Here is a 24,695-nt window from a genome sequence, read left to right as displayed (position 1 = left end):
CTAATGATTAAATTTGGTACTGGCGGCTGGCGCGCCTTTATTGGTGAAGAGTTCACCAGAGAAAACGTCCGCTTAGTGGCACAAGCACTCTCTAACATCATCAATAATGAAGATGCAGCGAAAAATGGCTTCGTTATCGGCTATGACCGCCGCTTCCTTTCAGATAAAGCCGCGTGCTGGTTTGCTGAAGTATTGGCCGCCAACAACATCAAAGTGAGCTTTATCGACAAGTTCGTTCCTACTCCTATCGTGATGTTCCAAGCGAAAGAGATGGGGTGTGTCTACTCAGCCTGTATTACCGCTTCTCACAACCCTGCTGATTACAACGGAATCAAGGTTTTCATTGAAGGTGGCCGTGATGCTGATGAGATCATCACAGAGAAGATTGAACAGCAAATCGCAACACTGACCAACGAAGACGTTATCCGAGTCGATTTTGAACAAGCATTAAACGACAAAGAAATCGAGATCATCAACCCAATGAACGCCTTTGTTGACTCGATTATCAACGCTATTGATATCGAATCGATTAAGAAAGCGAACCTACGTGTACTGATTGACCCAATGTTTGGCGTGGCGAAAAACGCACTGCAAACCGTGTTAATCAGCGCTCGCTGTGATGTCGACGTGATCAACGATGGTAAGAACCCAGATTTCGGTGGTCTCATGCCATCTCCTAATGCAGCTACGCTGTATCGCTTGAAGCATTTGGTAGCAGCAGAAGGCTATGACATTGGTATTGGTACCGATGGCGACGCCGACCGTTTAGGCATCATCGATGAGAAAGGTCACTTCATTCACCCTAACGAAGTGTTACTGCTTCTTTACTACTACTTATTGGAATACAAAGGCTGGAAAGGCTCTGTCGTGCGTAACATCGCCACCACACATCTGCTCGACAAAGTAGCGGCAGGTCATGGTGAGAAGAGCTTTGAGGTTCCTGTAGGCTTTAAGCATATCAGCTCTCAAATGGAAGCCGATGATTCACTAATTGGCGGTGAAAGCTCGGGCGGTTTAACCATTCGAGGTCACATCAAAGGTAAGGATGGCGTGTTCGCATCGAGCTTACTGGTTGAGATGATCAGTGTGACAGGCAAGAAGCTGTCTGAGCTGCTTGATGAGATTTACTCTAAGTATGGCTATGCGTATACGGCGGAAGGCGATTGCAAGTTTAAACCTTCAGAGAAGGAAGCGCTCTACACCAAGATCTACGTCGAAAAACAACTGCCTGAATTTGAATACGAAATTGAAAAAGTCAGCTATGAAGATGGTGCCAAGGTGTACTTCAAGAATGGCGGCTGGGTGATTGCTCGTTTCTCAGGAACTGAGCCATTGCTACGAATCTTCGCAGAAATGGAAGATAAAGACACTGCAGAACATGTTCTTCAAAAAGTGAAAGACTTCCTCTCTCTATAGGCTTATAGAGCGCAGCAGTCTTGTATGGGACTTAACAAATCACTGCCTTGTTAACCCCTATAGATGAAGAGCTTTTGCCCAGTACTTTCGATTAAAGTGCTGGGCTTTTTTATGGTTCATCGAGAATTAGCGGTACTATGAGTTGTACCTAATTAGAACGCCAATACGCCTTTGGTATCCACTTTTACGTTAACCGGCATACCAACTTCAAGCGCTTCTGACGAGGTTGCCAATAACTTTTGACCATGTGCTTCAATAACATAACGGCAGTGATCGCCCATAAATTGCTGCTCTAGTACTGAAATAGCACTGTCTTGTTCGTAACTAGCTTGGATATGCTGTGGTCTTAAAAGAAGCTCACACGCACTGCCAAATTCAATCTCCGTTTGTGGTTTAGCTTCAACCACACCCAAGCTGGTTTCAAACTCCAGCTCTGAAATACGCTGTGCATTGAGGTAACTGCCGCCGCCCAAAAAGTCTGCAACAAACTTACTCGAAGGGTGGAAATAAAGCTCCGATGCCGAACCATACTGTTCAATCACACCATGGTTCATTACTGCCATCTTATCTGCAAACGCGAACGCCTCTTCACGACTGTGAGTCACAAAAATAGCCGTCACACCCTGCTTCTTAAATATTTTACGAATCTGAGAGATCAACTCATGGCGAACCTGAGTATCGATATTTGAGAAAGGTTCATCCAATAACAATAAATCTGGCTTGTATGCTAAAGAACGAGCAATCGCTACGCGCTGCTGTTGACCACCAGAAAGTTGATGTGGGTATCGGTCACCGAATTCATCTAAATGAACCAGCTCCAACATCTCTTGGACTTTCTCTTTCTTTTGCTGTTCAGAGAGATCTTTAAGGCCAAAATCGACATTCTGGTTTACCGTTAGGTGCGGAAACAGAGCGTAATCTTGGAAAATCATACCGATGTTTCGTTGCTCTGGTGGCAACCAATTATCACCATCATCAATGGTTTGACAGTTCAAGCTCATGATTCCGCTACTTAATGGAAGCAGCCCTGCAACCGCCTTAAGCAAAGTCGTTTTTCCGCAGCCACTGGCACCAAGAAGACAAACAATTTCACCATGCTCAACTTCTAACGAGAGCGATTCCAAGATGGTTTGCGACTCATATTTGCAAGTCAGATCTTTAATTGATAATGCACAACTCATTAGTGTTTCTGCTCCAAAGAACGGTTAACGATGATCAGAGGAATTAAACCCACCAACACCAATAATACAGCAGGCATTGCCGCCAACTCTAGGTGCTCATCTGAGGCATAGTTATAAACATAGGTCGCCAATGTTTCGAAGTTGAAAGGACGTAACAGCAATGCCGCATTTAGCTCTTTCATTGATTCGATAAACACCAGTAAACCTGCGATCAACGCGCCGCGTTTAATCAAAGGCAAATGGACACGACGTAACATCTGGTTGGTATTACAACCCATGGTTTTAGAAGCCATATCCAATGAAGGAGATACTTTACTCAAGCTACTTTCGATACTGCCGATCGCCACTGCAGAAAAACGCACGACCATTGCAAAGATAAGCGCAAACATGGAACCAGAGAAGATCAAACCAGGTCGTCCCCACTCCATCACTTTAGCGATGTCATTGACCAAGTGATCCATAAACAAAACAGGTACCATCACGCCAATCGCTAACACGGTGCCTGGAACGGCATAGCCCATCGAAGCAATACGCATGTAAGCCTGATTTTTCTTACCTGGGCTAACACGCTGATTAAAATTCACAATCATCGCAATGGTAACGCCAATAATCGCCGCGACTACTGACACATAAAGGCTGTTAACCGCATACTCTCTGAATTCAGGCGTCCAACTTTGCGCAAAGTATTTGTAGGCATAGATCATCAACTGACCGAGAGGGAACAAGAATGCAACGCACACTAATCCCCAACACCAGAACAGTGCCAACCACTTTTTCCAACCGGACAGGTCGTAGCGAAAGTCTTCACTACTGCTGAATTGATTCTGGAACAGTTTCTGTTTACGACGGCTATAGCGCTCTGAACTCAACAGTAGGATCACGATCACCAGCATAATTGCCGATATTTTCGCTGCAGCCGTTAAACTCGAGTAACCTAACCAGGTATCGTAAACCGCTGTCGTTAAGGTGTTGACTGCAAAGTAACTCACGGTACCAAAGTCACCGATGGTTTCCATTGCGACAAGCGATAGACCTACCGCCATAGAAGGACGAACAAGCGGTAAAGAGATACGACGAAAGCTTTCCCAAGGTGAGCATTTTAGCAACCGAGCGGATTGCAATAAGGAGACGTTTTGCTCCATAAATGCCGCGCGGCACAACAAGTAAACATACGGGTAAAGAACGAGGGACAGAACAATAATAGCACCCGATAACGTTCTAATATCCGGGAACCAATACTCACCGGGTCCCCATCCAGTCAGATCTCGCAGTAGCACTTGAACAGGGCCTGCAAAGTCGAACCAATCGGTAAAGATATACCCGACAATATAGCCTGGCATAGCTAATGGCAGTACCAGTGCCCACTGTAAAACACGCTCACCCGGCACACGGCACATAGCCATAATCCAAGCAGACGGAATACCAAAAACTAAAGACAGGAACATGGTTCCTATGACTAAAACCACCGTATTGTAAGCATAGGTGGGCATCACTGTGGACATCAGATGAGAAAATAGCTCATCTGTTTCTCCAACAGCCGTCGTAAAAATCGCTAAGATCGGTAAAACCAGCAATACTGCAATAATGCCGCTACTGGTGTTCCATAAATAATTCTTTTCTTTCATCGCCTAACTACAACGAGGCTTAATGAAACACAAATGCATTTGCAAATACATCTCATATCCTTTTAATGGTGGGGTTATTTATACCCATATACTGTAACGACTTCAAGGTGAGATGCTAATAACTCAAGGGATCAACGACGAGCTTTGTATCAAAAAGTGATTTTCCAAAAACAAACAACCCCAAGTGACCGGAAATGGCGACTTGAGGTTGTCATTTTACTTGGGCCGAAGCCTACAGTAATAAATTAAAGATCGAACTTAACTTCATCTAATAACTTGATTGCTGCTGCGTGGTGGTCAGCGATCTGGTCTAGAGAAATTGTATCAGCTTTGAATTCACCCCATGAAGCAACAAGCTCAGAAGGTTTAACGTCTGCTTTCACTGGGTACTCGTAGTTTACTTCTGCGTACATGCTTTGCGCTGTGTTACCAGATAGGAATTCCATTAGCTTAACGGCATTCTCTTCATTTGGAGAGTATTTAGCCATTGCCATACCAGAGATGTTTACGTGAGTACCCGTTGTTTCCTGGTTAGGGAAGTTAATGTAAACAGCGTCAGCCCAAGCTTTTTGCTCTTTATCGTTAACCATCTTACCTAGGTAGTAGCTGTTGCCAAGAGCAACATCACATAGACCTTCTTTAATCGCTTTAACTTGTGCGCGATCGTTACCTTGAGGCTTACGTGCTAGGTTTGCTTTCACGCCTTCTAGCCACTCTTTCGTTTCAGCTTCACCTTTGTGAGCGATCATCGAAGATACTAGAGAAACATTGTACGGGTGCTTACCGCTACGAGTACAGATTTTGCCTTTAAATTCAGGCTTAGTTAGATCTTCGTAAGTGAACTCTTCGCCTAGACGACCAACACGGTCACGTGAAGAATAAACGCTACGCGTACGAGTTGTTAGAGCAAACCACTCGTTAGCAGTATCTTGGTACTGAGCAGGGATGTTCTTTTCAAGTACATCACTTTCAACAGACTGAACTAGACCTTGTTTAGTTAGTTCAGATAAACGACTGATATCGACAGTTAATACAACGTCAGCTGGGCTGTATTCACCCTCTTGAGCTAACTTCTCTGCTAAACCTTTTTTAGCAAACTTAACGTTTACTTTAATGCCAGTCTCTTTCGTGAATTCCTTGAACATAGGCTCAACTAGGAAAGGTTGACGGTAAGAGTATACGTTCACTTCTTCCGCAGCCATTGCTGTCGGGGCAATCACACTACACGCTAGAGCTGAAAGTGTTAGCAGTTTTTTCATTGTAAAATCCTTTATATCGAAATGATAATCTATATCAGTTGCGTTATTATATTCATCAGTAACATAATTACAATGATGTCCGACAAAAAATTCGTCTACTCAGCACCATCAAGCTCGCACTTTTGTAACAATGTATTTCAGGGGATATTCATGTCATCTCCTATTCAAAATACTCGCTCACTCTCTCTTGAGAGATCATTGTTGCTTAGACATAGATAACAAGAAACCCCATAACCAATGGTTATGGGGTTTCTTAAACTAGCTTACTCTTTGTCTACATTAAGCTTTATGCTTTGATTACTTTACTGATACAAATTCAGGATAAGCGCCAACACCACAATCGTGCATGTCCATACCTTCTAGTTCTTCATCTTCGGTTACACGGATACCAATTGTTGCTTTAAGCACTGCCCATACCGCTAGGCTAGCTCCGAATACCCATGCAAAGATTACTGCTGCACCCAATAGTTGAGCACCAAACGTTGCATCCGCGTTGCTTAGAGGCACAGCCATTAGACCGAAGAAGCCACATACACCGTGTACTGAGATAGCACCCACTGGATCATCAATCTTCACTTTATCTAAAGCAATGATGCTGAATACAACCAAGGCACCAGATACCGAACCAATCGCTACAGAAAATAAAGGTGATGGTGATAGAGGGTCTGCAGTGATTGCGACTAGGCCAGCTAACGCACCGTTAAGAATCATTGTTAAGTCTGCTTTACCCCAAGTTGTTTTACATACTAGTAATGCTGCGATTGCGCCAGCTGCTGCTGCTGCGTTGGTGTTAAGGAAGATCTGGCCAACCGCTGTCGCGTTTTCAAAGTCTGAAACCATTAGCTGAGAACCGCCGTTGAAGCCGAACCAACCAAACCATAAGATGAACGTACCTAATGTTGCTAACGGCATGTTTGAACCAGGGATTGGGTAGATTTCACCATTTTTACCGTATTTACCTCGACGAGCACCGAGTAACAATACGCCAGCAAGCGCAGCCGAAGCACCAGCCATATGCACGATACCTGAACCTGCAAAATCACTGAAGCCTGCTTCTGATAGGAAGCCACCACCCCAAGTCCAGTAACCTTCCATTGGGTAAATAAACGCTGTTAGAACCACAGAGAAGATAAGGAATGACCAAAGCTTCATACGCTCAGCCACTGCGCCCGAAACGACCGACATTGCCGTTGCAACGAACACAACTTGGAAGAAGAAGTCAGATTCTAGTGAATGGTCTGCGCCTTCACCTTGAGTACCAATTAAAGTACCAAATGAAGGTAACCAACCACCTTCACCGTTATCTACGTACATAATGTTGTAGCCAACCACTAAGAAAGTCGTACAAGCAATAGCGTATAAACAGATGTTCTTAGTTAAAATTTCTGTTGTGTTCTTTGAACGAACTAGGCCAGCTTCAAGCATTGCGAAGCCTGCTGCCATCCACATAACCAACGCACCTGAAATGAGGAAGAAAAAAGTGTCTAGTGCGTAACGTAGTTCCATTACTGTTGTCGTAAGTTCCATATTAAAGTCTCCAGTCCTTGTAATTCTTTAAAGTGCTTCAGCATCCATTTCACCAGTACGAATACGTACGGCTTGGCTTAGGTCATACACAAAAATTTTGCCATCACCGATTTTTCCGGTATGTGCTGCTTGGCTAATCGCTTCAACAACTCGGTCAACGTTTTCAGCTTGGGTAGCAATCTCTAGCTTCACTTTTGGTAGGAAGTCCACTTGGTACTCCGCACCACGATACAATTCAGTGTGTCCCTTCTGACGACCAAAGCCTTTCACTTCAGAAACAGTCATACCTTCAATACCCACATCAGAGAGCGCTTCGCGTACATCGTCTAATTTGAATGGCTTAACAATGGCATTTATTAATTTCATATTCGTTCCTTAAATTCTTACTTAATCCGTTAATTCTCTTATTACAATCCAAGTAGCGTGCCAAAAAGTTAAATCATTGATTTTAAACAACATGAAGATAATAAGTTCGTAATAACGAAAAAGGCCGCACCAATATGGTGCGGCCTTTTCACTATCTTAATGCGTTGCACTATTGTTGCTCCAGTTTTGGGCAACGGAGCCTTCAAAGCTCTGAGTGACTTAAGAATAGGGGCTAACTAGCGAGTAGAAAGTTAGACCTTAATAGCCTAAAAAGTCCATCCAGCGTTCGATAAGTCGCTCGAAATCATCGATTCCACAGCTTGCTTGGCTTTCACAGTTATAGAAGTCAAATTCACTGCCCTCTTCCATCTCTTGCTCATGCGCTAACACGTTTTCCTGAATCGTTACGTCATCTTCATTGATAGCAAGGCTGATCTCTTTGCCAAGCAGCGTCACTTCATTACTCAGATCCTGTCGAGATTGTTCAATCAACGCCATCACGTGATCCAATTTCTGCTTATCTTTCCCGATCTCTTCTTGAAGCCAGCGGCCAACAATTTCATGACCCATGCTGCATTTCACATAGTATTCACCCATTAGAGTGTTTCTAGTAAATTCGAATTCCATAAGGCTCCAAAGCTCTAATAAAAAGAGGATTCAATAAAGAGGGTGTAGCAAAAATGAGGCGAGAGTATATAGCTAAGTCTACGAGAGATCGAGTGTGTTTAATGCTGCACTAAACCACCAATAAAAAATCAGCAAGAACAAATCACCAAGAACAAGCCCACTAACAACGCGCACAAACAAAAACGCCCTCTCGTATAGAGAAGGCGTTGTATTAGCAGCGAGTACGTTACTGCAATGCAGTAGCGACTGACTGATTATCTATAAAGCGCTTATGCAGGCTCTTGGAAGATAACTGTGTCTGCTTTTTCCGTGTACTGACCCATTTTATGGAAGTTCAGGTAACGGTATGTATCAGCAGCGGTTGCATTGATCTTCTCTGCGTACTCTAAGTACTCTTCTTTCGTTGGAATACGACCAAGAATCGCACCAACAGCAGAAAGCTCAGCAGAAGCTAGGTAAACGTTCGCACCATTACCCAAACGGTTCGGGAAGTTACGCGTTGACGTCGACATAACCGTCGAAGCATCAGCAACACGAGCTTGGTTACCCATACATAGTGAACAGCCAGGAGTTTCGATACGTACCCCAGCACGACCGAAGATGCCGTAGTAGCCTTCTTCTGTCAGTTGGTCTTTATCCATCTTCGTTGGCGGAGCAACCCATAGGCGAGTATTTAGTGAGCCGTTAAACTCTTCTAACATCTTACCTGCAGCGCGGAAGTGACCAATGTTGGTCATACAAGAACCGATGAACACTTCTTGAATCTCTGTCCCTTGAACATCAGAAAGAAGACGAGCATCATCTGGATCGTTTGGCGCACATAGGATTGGTTGGTCAATATCAGCAAGATCAATCTCGATAACATGCGCGTATTCCGCATCTGAATCAGCAGATAGCAACTCAGGATTCGCTACCCACTCTTCCATTGCCGTAATACGACGCTCAATCGTACGAACATCACCGTAACCTTCAGCAATCATCCACTTAAGCATAACGATATTCGAGTTCAGGTACTCATCGATAGACTCTTGAGATAGCTTAACAGTACAACCTGCAGCTGAACGCTCAGCAGATGCATCAGAAAGCTCAAATGCTTGCTCTACAGACAGGTGTTCAACGCCTTCAATTTCTAGTACACGACCAGAGAATTCGTTGATCTTACCTGCTTTCTCAACAGTTAGTAGACCTTGCTTGATACCGTAAAGTGGAATGGCATGTACTAGGTCACGTAGTGTGATACCCGGTTGCATTTCACCTTTAAAGCGAACCAAGATAGATTCAGGCATATCAAGAGGCATAACGCCTGTTGCCGCCGCAAATGCGACCAAGCCAGAACCCGCAGGGAATGAAATACCAAGAGGGAAACGAGTATGCGAGTCACCACCTGTACCTACAGTATCAGGAAGAAGCATACGGTTTAACCATGAGTGGATAACACCATCACCCGGACGAAGTGAAACACCTGCACGGTTCATGATGAAATCAGGCAGTGTATGGTGAGTGTTTACATCAACCGGTTTAGGGTATGCAGATGTGTGACAGAAAGACTGCATTACAAGGTCTGCTGAGAAACCAAGACACGCCAGATCTTTAAGTTCATCACGAGTCATAGGACCCGTAGTATCTTGAGAACCCACTGTCGTCATTTTAGGTTCACAGTACTGACCAGCACGTACACCTTCAACACCACACGCTTTACCTACCATTTTCTGAGCTAGCGTATAGCCTTTATCAGAAGCTAATGGATCGATTGGTTTAGCAAACAGGTCTGTTTCAGCTAGGCCTAGAGCATCACGAGCACGGCCTGTTAGGCCACGACCAATGATCAGTGGAATACGGCCACCAGCACGAACTTCGTCTAGCAAAACTTTGCCTAGTTCAAAGTTTGAAATCACAGAACCGTTCTTATGAACAACACCTTCGTACGGGTAGATATCAATGATATCGCCCATGTTCATGTCTTGTACGTTCAGTTCAATGGGTAGTGCGCCTGAATCTTCCATTGTGTTGTAGAAGATTGGTGCAATTTTACCACCAAGACAAACACCGCCAGTACGCTTGTTTGGTACGAATGGGATATCTTCGCCCATAAACCAAAGCACTGAGTTCGTTGCCGATTTACGTGAAGAACCTGTGCCAACAACATCACCAACGTAAGCCAGTTGAATGCCGTCTTTTTGCATTTCTTCAATCTGTTTGATTGGACCAACATTACCCTGTTCGTCAGGAGTAATGCCATCACGTTCCATTTTCAGCATCGCTTTCGCGTGTACTGGGATATCAGGACGTGACCATGCATCAGGCGCTGGAGATAGGTCATCGGTGTTCGTTTCACCAGTGACTTTAAATACTTTAACGGTAATTTTTTCCGCTACTTTGTCTTTAGCTGTAAACCATTCAGCATCAGCCCAAGATTGAAGCACTTGTTGTGCTGAAGCATTACCTGCTTTCGCTTTCTCTTCTACGTCGTAGAACGCATCGAACATCAGTAGAGTATGAGACAGGGCTTTAACAGCGATTGGAGCAAGTTCAGCGTCATCTAGTAGAGATACTAGAGATTCGATGTTGTAACCGCCTTGCATAGTGCCAAGCAGTTGTGCAGCTTTTGCTTTGCTTACTAGTGGAGATGTCACTTCACCTTTAGTGATAGCCGTAAGAAAGCCCGCTTTTACATAAGCAGCTTCATCTACACCCGGTGGAATGCGGTTTTCTAGTAGGTCAAGAATGATTTCTTCTTCACCTTGAGGTGGATTCTTCAGAAGTTCAACTAGGCCAGCTACCTGCTCAGCATCTAGTGGTTTTGGAACAACTCCCTCGGCAGCACGTTCTTCGACGTGTTTACGGTAGGCTTCAAGCACGACTTTTTTCCTCTCATTGCGGTTCACTTCTTACCTTCATAATTGTTAGTAAAATAAAGAAGTGAACATCCTTGGAAACTTGGCTCTCCATTGCCATTTTTGTCATTCAATTTGTATTGATGAGCGGCGTCATAGAGGCCAAACTGTGGGCGACAGAATAGCAAATTTAACGTTAAATTAAAATCTTATCATTTTGACCAACATAGCAAGTTAAGACGAAAGTCCCACTATTTTTGCCTAATTACGCAGTTAAATGGCTACTCTACGCATGATTATTTGTAGGAAGTACCGACAATCAAATAGACCGAATCATAGTTATCTTCAGTTCGGCCATAAGCCAAAATGATCGGTCCTATTGGCGAATCGACACCTGCAAAAACAGAACCTGCGGTGTACATTGGTGCTTCATCAATGGTTAAATCATTGTTCGACCAAACACCACCATGTTCTATGGATGCACCTACGTAGAACGGTGATTTAAAGAGGCCGAAGTCATTTTCAAACCACTTATAACGATAGATAAGGCTGGTGTAGGCCAAGTTCTGACCTATCATACTATTCCTTGGAATACCTGACAGGTTTAAGAAACCGCCAAGCTCTTTGGGGTCGATTGGAAAAATCGAGTTCTTACTCTCTACAATACCGTAATCAAGCTTTGCGACTAAAGTATGCTTCTCAATACTCTTTGCTGCCATGAAATTAGCTGAGAATTCATAAACCGTATCACTCTCAGACGTTAAATCCGATTCACCAACAGAGCTGTCGTTATCAAAATCATCATGAGAGACGAGGTACTCTAAATCGACAAAGTAACCCTTGGTCGGCAAGCTGAAGTTATCCAAAGTATCGAGTCGATACCCCATAAACCCGCCAATACGCTTGTAGCCACCGCTGCCCAATGAGGGTAACGAAGAAACCTCAACATCCCCATCAGTATAACGAACACCAAATTTCAGCTCTTGCCACAACGTTGGTTGATAGCCTAATGCCAATTCACCGACATATTCACTATACGTCATTGGGAGGTAATCTTTCGTTACGTCCAGTGTCGGCTCTTCAATATCGTCAATATCTGCTGGTAGGTTTCTGTTCTCTTTGCTGTAAACAACCGATGCTGAAGTGAACAGTTTTTGACTCGAAAAAAATGGCGAGTAAAGTTCCGCTTCAATTCGTTTGTCAGTACCCATCTCGATATTGGTTCTTAGTTCTGCACCATGCTTATTAATATCGGTAAAGTTGGCTGAGACACCGAGTGAGTATTGACTGGTAGTCGAGAAGTCATCTTCAAGAAAGAATCGAAAGTTGAGATAGTTTGGGCCCCAAGACTTTTCGTTCACATCCACTAACAGTTGATCCTCGCCATCAACATTATCAAACTCATAAGTGACCAATTCAAATCTATCCAGTGCATAGAGATCTTTCACTTTAGATTCGATTTCACTGGTTTTCAAAACCTCACCAGAATCGAGATTTAAGCGGTTTTCGATCAACTTATCTGAATAGTGGGTGTTGTTGTTGATGACCACCCTATCGACGACAGTCTTATCGCCATGTTTCAGCTGTCTGCGTGCTTTTTGTTTGTCCTCGATATAATGCTGATAATCGGCATTTGAGAGCGATAGCTTAGAAAGCTCATCAGTATGCTGCTTAGCGGCTTCATAGCCCGCGAGGAAAGCCGATGGCATTTTATCAAAGTCAGTTGTCTCCATTTGCCCAACATCAGGACTCAAGAAAACATCATCATCCGTCAGTGTTTCAGCTTGCTCTTGAGTGCTGCGTTGGACCAGATAATTAGAGAGTTGGTCAGCTGCCGCTAGAAAATTCGTGAAGTCTTCTTTGCCTTTGTAATTGGTACTGATATCCACCGCAATGACGATGTCCGCGCCCATCGCTCTAGCAACGTCGACTGGCATATTATTGGTGACACCACCATCAACCAGCATTCGGCCATCTAATTCATAAGGGGGAAGCGCGCCGGGAACTGACATACTGGCCATCATCGCATCAACAAGGTGACCATGGTCGATGACCACTTCTTCAAGCTCAATAATGTCAGTTGCGACTGAACGGTAGGGAATAGCAAGATGGTCAAAAGAATCGAGTGGAGATAGGTTACCTGTGGTCTCACGCAGAATACGTAACATATTCTGACCTTGAACCACACCTTTCCTAGCTTTGATTTCGCCCCAACCTAAACCGAGATCGGTGTTCAGTTGGTAACGGTCTTCATATTCTTTGTCACGCACTCGGCGATCACTACGGTTAACGCGATCACGATAGCCGCGATTCCAATCAACCGTATAAATAAAACTTTCAATCTCATCAGCACTCATCCCTGTCGCATAAAGCCCACCAACGTAAGAACCCATGCTGGTACCGGTAATGTAATCGACCGGAATTTGCATCTCTTCTAGCGCTTTAAGTACACCAATGTGAGCCGCTCCTTTGGCTCCTCCACCAGCAAGTACGACAGCAACGGTTGGTCTTTTATGAGCTTTTCCAGCTTGCTGAGATTGTTCCACCGGTGTCACAGTAGATGCAAACAGCTGAAAACTGATCACAGTACCGACAATGCCTAAGCCGCTCACTATCCAACGAGAAATCATTCTTTAAACTATCCTTGTCATTCTTTTCTTTTACGACTTTACCACTGAAAAAGCTTTTTTAGCCACTGTTTTGGTTGACTTTCACAACCCTTTTTAATGTTTCCATTCTCATCCCAAACCGGCAGTTTAACCGTACCGTCACAGTCAAACTCTAAAGCCCCTTGAGAAGTTCGAGTAAAACTTGCCGTCGTAATGCCATTCGGCCAAGGCAACAGTAACTGCTCTGGAGTTCGATGTTTCAGATAATCGGCATAGACACGTAGCGCACCACTAGAGCCCGTGAGTTTAGTCGGCTTATTATCATCGCGCCCTAGCCAGATGGTAGTGACTTCTCGACCATCAACACCCACGAACCAACTGTCTCGGCTATCATTACTGGTGCCCGTTTTACCGGCTAATCCTGCCCATGCAAACTGACCTTGTAGAAAACGCCCCGTACCTTCAGACACGCCACGTTTCATCGCATACGTTGTCAACCAAGCAGCTTGCTGGTCAACGCTTTGTGATACTCGAGGGATCGACTGATATAAAACCTCACCATCGTTATCAACAACTGAACGAAGCGCAGACAAAGGTGCTATACGGCCAGAGTTGGTGATGGTTTGGTACATCTGCGCTACCTGAAACGGGGTCAATGAGAATGAACCCAAAAACATCGATGGCACTGGGCGAATTTCGTTTTTATCGACACCCAGTTTTCCAATCGTATCCGAAACGCTATCAATACCTAACTGCATGCCCAAACGAACCGTTGGTACGTTGTAAGACTTAGAAAGCGCCACATACAAGGGCACATCGCCACGGAACTTACGATCGAAGTTTCTCGGGCTCCACACGCTGCCTTTACTGCCTTTCAAGCTCAGTGGCGTGTCTTTCAATGTTGTCGCCAACGTGTACTTCTGGGGTTGATCTAGTGCGGTTAAGTAGATTGCTGGTTTAACCAAAGAACCAATAGGACGACTCGCATTCAAGGCACGGTTAAAGCCATCGTAGCCGGTACGCTTACCACCAACCATCGCACGAATTTCACCAGTATTTCTATCCACTGCAATAGCAGCAGCCTCGAGCTTGTTACCTGCCGTTTTAGATAAATCAGGCACCTTACGAGCAATAGACTTCTCTAGCTTGTCTTGGGACACCGGATCCAGAGAGGTAAAGACTCGAATGCCTTTCTGTGCTTCAAATCGGTCACCGACATATCTCTTAAGCTCAATGTTTACTTGCTGGAAGTAAGCGGGCTGACGGCTCGCAATACGTGGGTTATCTTGAATATCCAAGTCTCGGCTTGCGGCTTCTTCGTACTGTTTCGGCGTCAATATGTCTTGTTGCATCAGCAAACGTAGAACCAAATCACGTCGAGTCTTAGTTCGCTCAGGGTAACGAACCGGGTTGTAATACGAAGGTCCTTTGACCATGCCGACCAGCAGTGCTAGTTGGTCGATTCGGAGTTCTTGAATCGGTTGCCCGAAATACAAGCGAGATGCTAATCCAAAGCCATGAATCGCTTGTCCACCATTTTGCCCAAGATAAACCTCGTTTAAGTAGGCTTCTAAGATGCGATCTTTGCTGTAACGATGATCCAAGATAAGTGCAATATAGGCTTCGCGAACCTTACGCCATAATGTGCGCTCGCTAGATAAGAACAGGTTTTTTGCCAACTGTTGCGTCAACGTACTGCCACCTTGTACGGTTCGCCCTGCTTTTACATTGACCACCATCGCACGAGCGATGGCCAGTGGCGATACCCCATCGTGCTGATAGAAATTTCGGTCTTCGGTTGCCAGCAATGCATCAACCATCACCTCAGGGAACTGATTACGTTTTAAGAACAGACGCTGCTCATCGCTGCTTTTTTCAAGCATGCCAAGCATTTTCGGTTCAACACGCAGATACCCCATGTCGCCTTTCTTCTCTAGCGACTGAATACGAGTTAACTCGTTACCGTTGAAATGCAGCATCACATGACGATCCGCTTCCGGTCCATCGACAAACTCGAACGGGCGACGAATCATTTCAATCTTGGTTGAGGAAGAAGAGTATTCGCCAGGGTGACGAGGAGCGTTCACCTTACGATAATTGAGTACATCCAGCTCATTCTTAACCTGCACCAAACTCACCTGGGTTCCCGGAGACAGGTCCAGCACTCGCGCATAAACCACGGTTGGCAAATCAAACAACTGACCTTCAAAACGCTGCTTGACCACTGAATCAAGATAAATACCGACGAACAACAGCAATGCAGCAAGAGCCAAGCCTGCTTTCCAAGAAATGCCCCACAGGATCTTCAACCAACCTCTCTTACCAGATGGCTTAGGTTTAGTCTTTTTCGCTGCTGCTCTTGGCTTTCTGGGCTTGGCTTTGGTCGCTGGTGACTTCTTTGCTGGCGCTTTTTTAGGTGGTGCCTTTTTGGGCGTTAACATTTTGGTCATCATCGATTCAACTGTCGTTTGGTTTTAGTGGTTGCTACATGGTTAGCAGGGTCATCTGGCCAAGGATGTTTTGGGTAACGGCCTTTCATTTCTTTTTGTACTTCTTTGTACGCGCCAGCCCAAAAGCCAGCTAAATCTTGAGTAATTTGTAGTGGTCGTTGTGCTGGAGAAAGTAGCTCAAGCACCACTTTTTTACGCCCTTGCGCGATCAATGGCGAGTCTTGTTCACCAAAGACTTCCTGCATTCGTACTGAGATTACTGGCTCAGACTGATACTGGTAGCGAATTGCTTTTTTACTGCCCGTCGGCATCAGATAGTCGGTAGGCAGCCATTGATCAATTTCTTGATTCAACGGCCAACCAAGGTATGCCGACAGTGCTTGTTCAATCGATGCATTCGACAGCCCTTTGGCAGACTTAATGCCATTTAAATACGGCGACAGCCACTCATCAAGATGTTCAACTAAACTCGCATCATCCATCGCTGGCCAATCATGCTCAGGCATCCAAAGTTCTGCACAGCGTACCCGCTCAACCAGCTGTTTAGCCGAAGGGGTCCAATGTAAGCGATCCAGCCCGCATCGAGCGATATAATTGAGTAGCGCTTTGCTCGCCTGATTCGCATCAGGCTCTGGTAAAGCTTTGGTGCTGATAATCAACTTGCCCAAAGACACTCGCTGCTCTGCCACTAAGCGGCCACGTTTTTCATCCCAATCGGCGTAATCGGAACGCACAAACAGTTTTGGGAATTCAGCTTCTAGCTGCGAAATATCAACGGCAGTGGCTAAGAAAATCTGACTGGCTCGCCCTGTGCTGCGCATCAAATCAATCACTACGATATAGTCATTGTTCGCCAATGAATCATCGTCACGAACCTCAGCCCCGTGGCCATTCGCAAGAAGGAAAGCACTGCTGGTTGCGCTTCTCACTTGTGCAATTCGGTCTGGGAAGGCAAAACAAAGCACTAATGGTAGCAATGATTCGTCAACTTGTGACAAATCTAAGTGATGTTTGAGTTTGCTCGCGAGACTTTTCGCTCGCTGCATCACCACGCTATTTTTTGAGTGTTTTCTTTGCTTCAGTCGATGCAACGAATGCTGAATATCCGTCACATTGCGCTCTGGCTCTTCAAGTAAAGCGGCAGCAACAATCGCGACATTCAGTAGCTCTTGGCTGCTTTGCTGCGCTTTAACCAACATACTGGCGATGCGAGGTTCAATTCCTAAGCGTTGAGCCTGTTTTCCTAGTGCCGTAAATTGACCATTACCGTCTAACAGTTCCAGGTTTTGTAAGAGTTGCTTAGCTTGTTCTGTTGAAGCTTTCGGTGGAATGTCTAACCATTGCAATTCATCAGCACTTGCGGCTCCCCATTGTGTCAATTCAGACACCAACGAAGACAAATCAGAATGAAGAATCTCAGGTTCTGGCACAGCAGGTTGCTGCATAAGCTGTGTTTCGCTGTACAAACGAACACACAGGCCCTCTTCGATTCGCCCAGCACGACCTGCTCTTTGTTCAGCAGAAGACTGCGATATTTTCACTTGTTCAAGCTTAGTAATACCGGTTTTCAAATCGAACTTTGCAACTCGCTCTAATCCTGAATCAACGACTAATCGAACGCCTTCAATCGTCAACGATGTTTCGGCAATGTTAGTGGCCAATACCACTTTTCGACGCCCTTTCTCTGATGGCGCGATCGCTTTTTGTTGTTGAGGGAAGCTGAGCTGACCGTACAAAGGACACACATCGATATCGCTGGCGAGTTGTTCTAGTTGAGATTCGACTTGTTTTATCGCCGAGACACCCGGCAAGAAAGCCAAAAGTGAGCCTGACTGTTTCTCCATCAGAGAACGAATCACGTTGGCCATCTTAGGGGCTAAATATTCATTCGAGCCTAATGGCAGATAACGGAAGTCGACCGGGAAAGTTCGCCCTTGTGATTCAACATACTTGGCATCAGGCAACAAAGATTGCAGCGCGTGTTGATCTAAGGTTGCCGACATCACCACCACTTTTAGATCATCACGCAGTGCTTCTTGGATCTCCAAGCTAAAGGCCAGTGCGGTATCGGCGTGAATGCTGCGCTCATGAAATTCATCAAAGATCACCATATCAACCCCAGTCAATTCAGGGTCGGTTTGGATCATTCTTGTCATGATCCCTTCAGTAACAATCTCTAAGCGAGTCGCACTGCTGGTTTTAGATTCACCACGAACTCTAAAACCTATGCTCTCTCCCACTTTTTCTCCCAATTGGTTGGCTAAGTAAGTTGCGATATTCCTTGCCGCCAAACGCCTCGGTTCAAGCATAATGATTTTGCCTTGAACGGCGTTGGTCTTAACTAACTGTAAAGGGAAGAATGTTGACTTACCCGCACCGGGAGCGGCCTTTAGAATAAGTTGAGTGTGTGTTTCTACGCCAGCGAGCAGATCTGGCATCACAGCTTCTATGGGCAGTTGTGGCAATGGGAGAACCTTGTGGTGTAATGTTGGCAACATTGTACATAAAAACCTACCTGTCTAAATAAGTAATATGCACTTCAATCCTCCATTAGAGCCAGCGACTCTTATTAAACGCTATAAACGTTTTCTCACTGACATCCAACTTCCAGACGGCAGCGAACGTACTATTCATTGCGCTAACACTGGAGCAATGACGGGATGTGCGACCCCTGGCAATACGGTGTGGTACTCAACCTCAGATAATGTAAAAAGAAAATACCCAAACAGCTGGGAGATCTCAGAAACAGACAAAGGTCACCGTATTTGTGTAAATACTGCGCGAGCAAACCAGTTGGCAGTGGAAGCAATTGAAAATAATACTATAGTTGAACTCTTAGGCTATAACGCGTTACGAACCGAAGTGAAATATGGCAGTGAGAATAGTCGAATTGATATTCTGCTTGAAGATAACGAAAAGCCGCCTTGCTATATCGAAGTAAAAAGCGTCACTTTGCTCGACGAACAACAAACGTCCACTAAGCAACAAATATCAACTAAGCAAAAAACGTCAACCAAAGGACAAGGCTTTTTCCCTGATGCGGTCACCACTAGAGGCCAGAAACATCTGCGTGAACTCACAGAAATGGTCGAATCTGGAAATAGAGCCGTACTTTTATTCACTGTTTTGCATTCAGGTATTGAAAAAGTGTCTGCGGCACACCATATAGACGCCAAATATTCGTTATTACTTAAACAAGCACAAGACGCTGGTGTTGAAGTGCTTTGCTATAAAGCAGAGCTCAGCAGTACTCAAATACAACTAAAACAAGCTGTTGAATTTATCAATAGCTAAGCAAAAATGCTGAACTATTCACATTGATTGCAAGTTTGAACAAGAGTATTTGCCACCATTCGTTCTTTCTGCTATAGATACCCGCCTTAAAATTAGCTGCTTTGCAGTTGACTAGGTGTAAATAGGAGATGCTGTATGCCAGAATCTAAGAAAAAAGCGCTAGGCATCCTAGCCATCGCAGGTGTTGAACCGTACCAAGCAAAGCCAGGTGAAGAATACATGTCACCTGAGCAAACGGAACATTTTACAAAAATTTTAGCAGCTTGGCGCAACCAGCTCAGGGAAGAAGTTGATCGTACTGTGCACCACATGCAGGACGAAGCAGCAAATTTCCCAGACCCAGTTGACCGTGCTTCTCAAGAAGAAGAATTCAGCCTAGAGTTACGTAACCGTGACCGTGAGCGCCGTCTTATCAAGAAAATTGAGAAGACACTAGACAAGATCGAAGAAGACGATTTCGGCTTCTGTGACTCTTGCGGTGTCGAGATTGGCATTCGTCGTCTTGAAGCTCGTCCAACTGCTGACCTTTGTATTGACTGTAAAACACTTGCAGAGATCAAAGAGAAACAGATGCAAGGTTAATTCTTGCGGATGTAAAAAAGGGAGCTTTGGCTCCCTTTTTGTTTGTTATCCAAGCTGAATATTTCAAGATTTTGATAGCAAATCAACAGCTTTAGCTTGTTTTTACGTATTAATACGATGACTAAACGAACCAAAGCAATAGATAAACGTCTTAAGAATCGGCTACTGCGGTACCATCAAGATTAGGTTTTTCACTTATGAATTATATCGGGCGCTTTGCACCATCACCGTCAGGTCCTCTTCATTTTGGATCACTTGTTGCTGCTCTTGGTAGCTACTTTCAAGCGAAATCGAACCAAGGACAATGGTTAGTTCGCATGGAAGACCTCGACCCACCAAGAGAAATGGTCGGCGCTGCAGACCTCATTCTTAAGACGCTTGAGGCTTACCACCTATTTTGGGATGGCGAAGTCATCTATCAAAGCCAACGCCATGACCTTTACCAAGCGCAAATTGATCAATGGGTCGCTGACAAGCAAGCCTATTACTGCCAATGCACACGCAAGCAGATAAAGTCTCTGGGTGGGTTTTATAATGGTCACTGCCGAGACGCAGGTTTGATTGATTCAGGCGAACAAGCCGTGCGCTTGTGCATGGACTTTCCAGTCGAGTCTTTTGACGATGTTCGTCACGGCGCGATTCAAATCCCTAAAGCATTGGCTGAAGAAGATTTTATTATCAAACGCAGAGATGGATTGTTTGCCTATAACTTGGCCGTTGTCCTTGATGACATCGAGCAAGGGGTAACAGAAGTCGTAAGAGGCGCAGACCTGATAGAGCCTACAGGTCGACAAATCAGTTTGTATAAGACACTCAAGCAAAAAACAGTGAGTTACTTGCACTTACCATTGGCAACCGATGGCTTGGGGAATAAACTGTCAAAACAGAACCATGCCACCGCGATCGATCTCGACAACCCAAAACCAACGCTGCTCGACGCTATGCGATTCTTAGGTTTTGATATCCCGCATGCCCTCAGTGAGGCTTCAATGGATGAGATTTTGTTATGGGGAACTCAGCAATGGAACGTCAGCCAGTTACCTGATAGTTTACAAAAAGAGCACAGCGATTAGCTCAAAACTAACGGCAAATAGCAAAAACGATACATAAAAATGCCATAACCAACAGCAGTGGTTAAGCAGACGATGTTCTCAAATGGCTCGCGCTAAGCTATCATTAGCCGCAATTAAACTCTGCACTACCACTTTGGACTAAGAGAAAAACAAAGTTGGCGATACCTACTTTGTTCTAAACTAATGAATACAAACGACAATACCCCAAGCGAACAACGCGGATTCCACGAATTAGCTCTGAATATATATACTCGTCAAGAGCACAATATTTCACGCAAGCAGATCAGCGACAACGCACTAAAAGTGCTATATCGCCTGAATGGTGCGGGTTTTGACGCATTTCTAGTCGGTGGTGGTGTTCGCGATATCTTATTAGGCTCACAGCCAAAAGATTTTGATATTGCGACCAACGCAACACCAGAACAAATCAAAAACCTCTTCAGAAACTGTCGCCTTATCGGTCGCCGTTTCCGCTTAGCACATATCATGTTTGGTCGTGACATCATTGAAGTGGCAACTTTCCGTGGCCACCACCAAGAGCCATCGAAAAACGTTTCTGCGCAATCTGATGAAGGCATGTTGCTACGCGATAACGTGTACGGCAATGTTGATGAAGATGCAGAGCGTCGTGACTTCACTATTAATGCGATGTACTACAACATTGCAGACTACAGCATTCACGATTACGCGGGTGGTGTGGAAGATTTAGAAGACAAGCTGATCCGCCTAATTGGCGATCCAGAAACTCGCTACCGTGAAGATCCGGTACGTATGCTTCGCGCAATGCGTTTCGCCGCTAAACTGGATTTCGATATTGAAGAAGACACAGCAGACCCTATCGAAGAGCTGGCACACCTGCTAAAAGATATCCCAGCAGCGCGCCTTTACGAAGAGTCTCTGAAATTACTTCAATCAGGTCACGGTTTAGAAACCTATCACCTAATGCGTGAATACAATCTGTTCCAACAGATGTTCCCTGCAATTGCAGAGCACTTCACTGAAGGTTACGACTCTCATACAGAGCAGATGCTTGACTTAGTACTCGACTCAACCGATCTTCGCATAGAAGATGGCAAGCGAGTAAACCCTGCATTCATGTTTGCAGCGATTCTTTGGTACCCAATGAACAAGCTCGCAGACAAGCTTGTCGCTGAACAGGGTATGGCGCATTACGATGCGATCATGGAAGCGAGCAACATCATTCTTGACCAGCAAGTTAAGTCTATTGCTATTCCTCGTCGTCACACGGCGACCGTTCGTGAAGTTTGGCAACTGCAATTGCGACTGCCTCGTCGTAACGGTAAACGTGCTGTTCGTCTTATGGAACTGAATAAGTTCCGTGCTGGTTACGACTTCTTAGAAATGCGTGGCGAGATTGAGGGTGGCGAAACCAAAGAACTAGCAAAATGGTGGGAGCGTTATCAGACCGCAGGCCGCAACATGCGCCAAGCGATGGCTAACGACGTTGCAGCACCATCAAAGTCAGGCCATCGTCGCCGTAAGACTTACCGAAACAAAAAGAGTAAGCAGTCCGAATGATAACGGCTTATATTGCGGTCGGCAGCAACCTTGCCGACCCAGTTAGCCAAGCAAACTTGGCTATCGAAACGCTAAAAAGCCTACCGCGATCAACGTTTATTGCGACCTCTCAGCTATATAGTAGCACTCCAATGGGGCCGCAAAACCAACCTGACTACATCAACGCGGTAGTAGCAATCCAAACCGAATTAACGCCAATTGAACTGCTTGATTGCACTCAAAAGATCGAGCTAGAGCAAGGGCGCGTCCGTAAAGACGAGCGTTGGGGGCCAAGAACTTTGGATCTCGACATTGTGTTATACGGCAATGAGGTGATCGATTCAGAGCGCTTAATCGTTCCTCATTACGGAATGAAAGAACGAGAGTTTGTACTTTACCCGCTTGCTGAAATCGCACCAAGTTTACAACTCCCTGATGGGACTGAGCTGACAGAACTACTCAAAATAGTTGATAAGAACGGGCTCAATGTTTGGCAACAATAGCCAAGCGCATTAAGGAAAACCAATGAAAAAAGTAACCATTAACGACCTGATCAAATGCAAACGTGAAGGCCGTAAATTCGCGACGTCGACAGCTTATGATGCGAGCTTTGCTCAGTTATTCGAAAGCCAAGAAATGCCAGTTCTGCTTGTCGGTGACTCACTGGGTATGGTTCTACAAGGCCATAACGACACATTACCAGTAACCGTTGAAGACATTGCTTACCATACTCGCTCAGTGCGCGCAGGTAGCCCAAACTGTCTTCTTATGGCTGACATGCCTTTCATGAGCTACGCAACGCCAGAGCAAGCCTGTGAGAGCGCAGCAACCTTGATGCGTGCTGGTGCGAACATGGTAAAAATCGAAGGCGGAAGCTGGTTGGTTGATACTGTGAAGATGCTAACAGAACGTGCCGTACCAGTATGTGCACACTTAGGCTTAACGCCTCAGTCTGTGAACATTTTTGGTGGTTACAAAGTGCAAGGTCGTGACGACGAGCAAGCCGACAAAATGGTTGCTGACGCTCTAGCACTGCAAAACGCAGGTGCTCAAATCGTTCTCCTTGAATGTGTGCCCGCTTCATTGGCAAAAAGAATTACAGAAGCTTGTGACGTACCCGTTATCGGTATCGGCGCAGGTAATGTTACCGATGGTCAGATCTTGGTTATGCATGACATGTTCGGTATTTCTGCAAACTACATGCCGAAATTCTCTAAGAATTTCCTAGCTGAAACAGGTGATATGCGTAAAGCCGTCGCTCTATACAAAGAAGAAGTAGAGAGCGCACGTTTCCCTGATGATGCTCATACAATCGCTTAGGAGTAACTATGCAAACTTTTGCTGAAATAGCGGCTCTTCGTGAGCAGATTAAACAGTTTAAGCGTGATGGACGTACGGTTGCTTTTGTCCCGACAATGGGAAACCTGCATGAAGGTCACCTGACTCTGGTCAAGAAAGCTCGTGAGCTGGCTGATATTGTTGTGGTAAGCATCTTTGTTAACCCAATGCAGTTTGATCGTACTGATGACTTGAACAACTACCCTCGTACGTTAGAAGCTGATTTAAGTAAGTTAACAGCCGAAGGTGTTGAGCTCGTGTTTACACCGACACCAGAAGTCATGTATCCAGATGGATTAGATAAACAGACGTTTGTTGAAGTTCCAGGCATATCTCACATGCTTGAAGGCGCGTCTCGTCCAGGTCACTTCCGCGGCGTATCAACGATTGTCGCTAAACTGTTTAATATCGTTCAGCCAAACTTTGCATGCTTCGGTGAGAAAGACTTTCAGCAACTTGCTGTTATTCGCCAGATGACAACAGATTTAGCGTTAGACATTGAAGTTGTCGGCGTAGCGACCGTTCGTGAAATGGATGGCTTAGCAATGAGCTCTCGCAATAGCAACCTAACGATTGACGAGCGTCAACGAGCTCCAGTTCTAGCGCGCACTATGCGTTGGATCAGCAGCGCTATTCGTGGTGGCCGCGATGATTACGCGTCAGTGATTGAAGATGCGACAGACCAGCTACGCGCAGCTGACTTACAACCAGATGAGATCTTTATCTGTGATGCGAAAACACTGCAAGCGATCACTTCAGAATCGACTCAGGCCGTTATCTTGATGTCAGCTTTCCTAGGTAAGACTCGTCTTATCGACAACCAAGTTCTCGATTTGGTCACGGAAACGAAAGAAGAAGTGAAAGAAGAAACAGCGGAGTAATCGCTCCCTGCTCTAAAGGCGAAATAAAAGCACAAAACGCAAAACATAAAAAAGGTCGATGTTATATCGACCTTTTTCTTTACCTGTTACTTAGATTAATACCAATTCCATTAAA

General features: G+C 45.1%; 18 protein-coding genes. 8 read left to right on the top strand and 10 right to left on the bottom strand.

Going from position 1 to position 24,695, the window contains the following annotated elements; genetic code table 11:
- Positions 1 to 3: 3 nt before the first annotated feature.
- A complete protein-coding gene (locus tag AACT19_RS10680; RefSeq protein ID WP_076646252.1) occupies positions 4 to 1,416 on the top strand; it encodes a phosphoglucomutase/phosphomannomutase family protein in 1,413 nt (470 codons plus the stop codon).
- Positions 1,417 to 1,568: 152 nt separating this feature from the next.
- Here AACT19_RS10680 and AACT19_RS10675 read toward each other — a convergent pair whose 3' ends face one another.
- From AACT19_RS10675 to hrpB, 10 genes are all read right to left on the bottom strand, one after another.
- Entirely contained in the window at positions 1,569 to 2,597 is a 1,029-nt protein-coding gene (locus AACT19_RS10675) for an ABC transporter ATP-binding protein (RefSeq protein ID WP_076646250.1), read from the bottom strand.
- Entirely contained in the window at positions 2,597 to 4,222 is a 1,626-nt protein-coding gene (locus AACT19_RS10670; RefSeq protein ID WP_076646249.1) for an ABC transporter permease, read from the bottom strand. Before AACT19_RS10670 ends, AACT19_RS10675 begins: the two co-directional genes overlap by 1 nt.
- A 245-nt stretch (positions 4,223 to 4,467) precedes the next feature.
- Positions 4,468 to 5,481, bottom strand: a complete 1,014-nt coding sequence (locus AACT19_RS10665) for a Fe(3+) ABC transporter substrate-binding protein (RefSeq protein ID WP_017084266.1) — start codon at positions 5,479 to 5,481, stop codon at positions 4,468 to 4,470.
- Between the two features lie 297 nt (positions 5,482 to 5,778).
- Positions 5,779 to 7,008 carry an ammonium transporter gene (locus tag AACT19_RS10660; protein WP_017088370.1) on the bottom strand — a complete coding sequence of 410 codons (1,230 nt, stop codon included), beginning with the start codon at positions 7,006 to 7,008 and terminating at the stop codon, positions 5,779 to 5,781.
- Positions 7,009 to 7,035: 27 nt separating this feature from the next.
- Positions 7,036 to 7,374, bottom strand: a complete 339-nt coding sequence (gene glnK, locus AACT19_RS10655) for a P-II family nitrogen regulator (protein ID WP_004738200.1) — start codon at positions 7,372 to 7,374, stop codon at positions 7,036 to 7,038.
- 258 nt (positions 7,375 to 7,632) lie between these two features.
- Entirely contained in the window at positions 7,633 to 8,001 is a 369-nt protein-coding gene (locus tag AACT19_RS10650; protein ID WP_017088701.1) for a YacL family protein, read from the bottom strand.
- Between the two features lie 269 nt (positions 8,002 to 8,270).
- Positions 8,271 to 10,859: a bifunctional aconitate hydratase 2/2-methylisocitrate dehydratase gene (gene acnB, locus AACT19_RS10645; protein ID WP_026012369.1), complete on the bottom strand. Its 2,589-nt coding sequence runs from the start codon at positions 10,857 to 10,859 to the stop codon at positions 8,271 to 8,273.
- Positions 10,860 to 11,131: 272 nt separating this feature from the next.
- Complete coding sequence (locus AACT19_RS10640) at positions 11,132 to 13,465, bottom strand: patatin-like phospholipase family protein (protein ID WP_076646247.1); 2,334 nt, start codon at positions 13,463 to 13,465, stop codon at positions 11,132 to 11,134.
- Positions 13,466 to 13,503: 38 nt separating this feature from the next.
- Positions 13,504 to 15,897, bottom strand: coding sequence for a penicillin-binding protein 1B (gene mrcB / locus AACT19_RS10635; RefSeq protein ID WP_076646246.1), 2,394 nt, complete (start codon positions 15,895 to 15,897; stop codon positions 13,504 to 13,506).
- Positions 15,894 to 18,332 (bottom strand): ATP-dependent helicase HrpB, encoded by a 2,439-nt coding sequence (hrpB, locus tag AACT19_RS10630; RefSeq protein WP_242658941.1) that lies wholly within the window; start codon positions 18,330 to 18,332, stop codon positions 15,894 to 15,896. Before hrpB ends, mrcB begins: the two co-directional genes overlap by 4 nt.
- Before the next feature lie 94 nt (positions 18,333 to 18,426).
- Here hrpB and sfsA point away from each other — a divergent pair, with 94 nt between their 5' ends.
- The 7 genes from sfsA to panC all read left to right on the top strand — a co-directional run bounded on the left by sfsA (position 18,427) and on the right by panC (position 24,580).
- Positions 18,427 to 19,188: a DNA/RNA nuclease SfsA gene (sfsA, locus tag AACT19_RS10625; RefSeq protein WP_019350583.1), complete on the top strand. Its 762-nt coding sequence runs from the start codon at positions 18,427 to 18,429 to the stop codon at positions 19,186 to 19,188.
- A 135-nt stretch (positions 19,189 to 19,323) separates the two neighbouring features.
- Positions 19,324 to 19,770 (top strand): RNA polymerase-binding protein DksA, encoded by a 447-nt coding sequence (gene dksA / locus AACT19_RS10620; protein WP_017073117.1) that lies wholly within the window; start codon positions 19,324 to 19,326, stop codon positions 19,768 to 19,770.
- 197 nt (positions 19,771 to 19,967) lie between these two features.
- Positions 19,968 to 20,843, top strand: coding sequence for a tRNA glutamyl-Q(34) synthetase GluQRS (gene gluQRS / locus AACT19_RS10615; protein WP_065682532.1), 876 nt, complete (start codon positions 19,968 to 19,970; stop codon positions 20,841 to 20,843).
- A 183-nt stretch (positions 20,844 to 21,026) separates the two neighbouring features.
- A complete protein-coding gene (gene pcnB, locus AACT19_RS10610) occupies positions 21,027 to 22,382 on the top strand; it encodes a polynucleotide adenylyltransferase PcnB (RefSeq protein ID WP_004735460.1) in 1,356 nt (451 codons plus the stop codon).
- On the top strand, positions 22,379 to 22,864 hold the full coding sequence (gene folK / locus AACT19_RS10605) for a 2-amino-4-hydroxy-6-hydroxymethyldihydropteridine diphosphokinase (protein WP_004735459.1): 486 nt from the start codon (positions 22,379 to 22,381) through the stop codon (positions 22,862 to 22,864). The genes pcnB and folK overlap by 4 nt, the downstream gene beginning before the upstream one ends.
- A gap of 22 nt (positions 22,865 to 22,886) precedes the next feature.
- Complete coding sequence (gene panB / locus AACT19_RS10600; protein ID WP_004735458.1) at positions 22,887 to 23,681, top strand: 3-methyl-2-oxobutanoate hydroxymethyltransferase; 795 nt, start codon at positions 22,887 to 22,889, stop codon at positions 23,679 to 23,681.
- 8 nt (positions 23,682 to 23,689) lie between these two features.
- The gene (gene panC, locus AACT19_RS10595; RefSeq protein WP_076646242.1) at positions 23,690 to 24,580 is read left to right on the top strand and encodes a pantoate--beta-alanine ligase; all 891 of its coding nucleotides are present in this window, start codon (positions 23,690 to 23,692) and stop codon (positions 24,578 to 24,580) included.
- Positions 24,581 to 24,695 lie beyond the last annotated feature (115 nt).

Origin of the sequence: Vibrio sp. 10N.222.47.A9 (assembly GCF_963872585.1) — a bacterium.
In the GTDB taxonomy this organism is placed as follows: Bacteria; Pseudomonadota; Gammaproteobacteria; order Enterobacterales; family Vibrionaceae; genus Vibrio; species Vibrio splendidus.
The sequence above is the reverse complement of the archived record's forward strand: the minus strand, read 5'-3'. Positions and strand labels throughout refer to the sequence as shown.

Excerpts from the sequence above, each read along its gene's own strand:
- AACT19_RS10660 (WP_017088370.1), bottom strand. The coding sequence starts at position 7,008 with ATGGAACTTACGACAACAGTAATGGAACTACGTTACGCACTAGACACT.
- AACT19_RS10675 (WP_076646250.1), bottom strand. The coding sequence starts at position 2,597 with ATGAGTTGTGCATTATCAATTAAAGATCTGACTTGCAAATATGAGTCG.
- AACT19_RS10640 (WP_076646247.1), bottom strand. The coding sequence starts at position 13,465 with ATGATTTCTCGTTGGATAGTGAGCGGCTTAGGCATTGTCGGTACTGTG.
- panB (WP_004735458.1), top strand. The coding sequence starts at position 22,887 with ATGAAAAAAGTAACCATTAACGACCTGATCAAATGCAAACGTGAAGGC.
- folK (WP_004735459.1), top strand. The coding sequence starts at position 22,379 with ATGATAACGGCTTATATTGCGGTCGGCAGCAACCTTGCCGACCCAGTT.
- AACT19_RS10680 (WP_076646252.1), top strand. The coding sequence starts at position 4 with ATGATTAAATTTGGTACTGGCGGCTGGCGCGCCTTTATTGGTGAAGAG.
- glnK (WP_004738200.1), bottom strand. The coding sequence starts at position 7,374 with ATGAAATTAATAAATGCCATTGTTAAGCCATTCAAATTAGACGATGTA.
- sfsA (WP_019350583.1), top strand. The coding sequence starts at position 18,427 with ATGCACTTCAATCCTCCATTAGAGCCAGCGACTCTTATTAAACGCTAT.
- hrpB (WP_242658941.1), bottom strand. The coding sequence starts at position 18,332 with ATGCCAGATCTGCTCGCTGGCGTAGAAACACACACTCAACTTATTCTA.
- mrcB (WP_076646246.1), bottom strand. The coding sequence starts at position 15,897 with ATGATGACCAAAATGTTAACGCCCAAAAAGGCACCACCTAAAAAAGCG.
- pcnB (WP_004735460.1), top strand. The coding sequence starts at position 21,027 with ATGAATACAAACGACAATACCCCAAGCGAACAACGCGGATTCCACGAA.
- dksA (WP_017073117.1), top strand. The coding sequence starts at position 19,324 with ATGCCAGAATCTAAGAAAAAAGCGCTAGGCATCCTAGCCATCGCAGGT.
- AACT19_RS10665 (WP_017084266.1), bottom strand. The coding sequence starts at position 5,481 with ATGAAAAAACTGCTAACACTTTCAGCTCTAGCGTGTAGTGTGATTGCC.
- panC (WP_076646242.1), top strand. The coding sequence starts at position 23,690 with ATGCAAACTTTTGCTGAAATAGCGGCTCTTCGTGAGCAGATTAAACAG.
- AACT19_RS10670 (WP_076646249.1), bottom strand. The coding sequence starts at position 4,222 with ATGAAAGAAAAGAATTATTTATGGAACACCAGTAGCGGCATTATTGCA.
- AACT19_RS10650 (WP_017088701.1), bottom strand. The coding sequence starts at position 8,001 with ATGGAATTCGAATTTACTAGAAACACTCTAATGGGTGAATACTATGTG.
- gluQRS (WP_065682532.1), top strand. The coding sequence starts at position 19,968 with ATGAATTATATCGGGCGCTTTGCACCATCACCGTCAGGTCCTCTTCAT.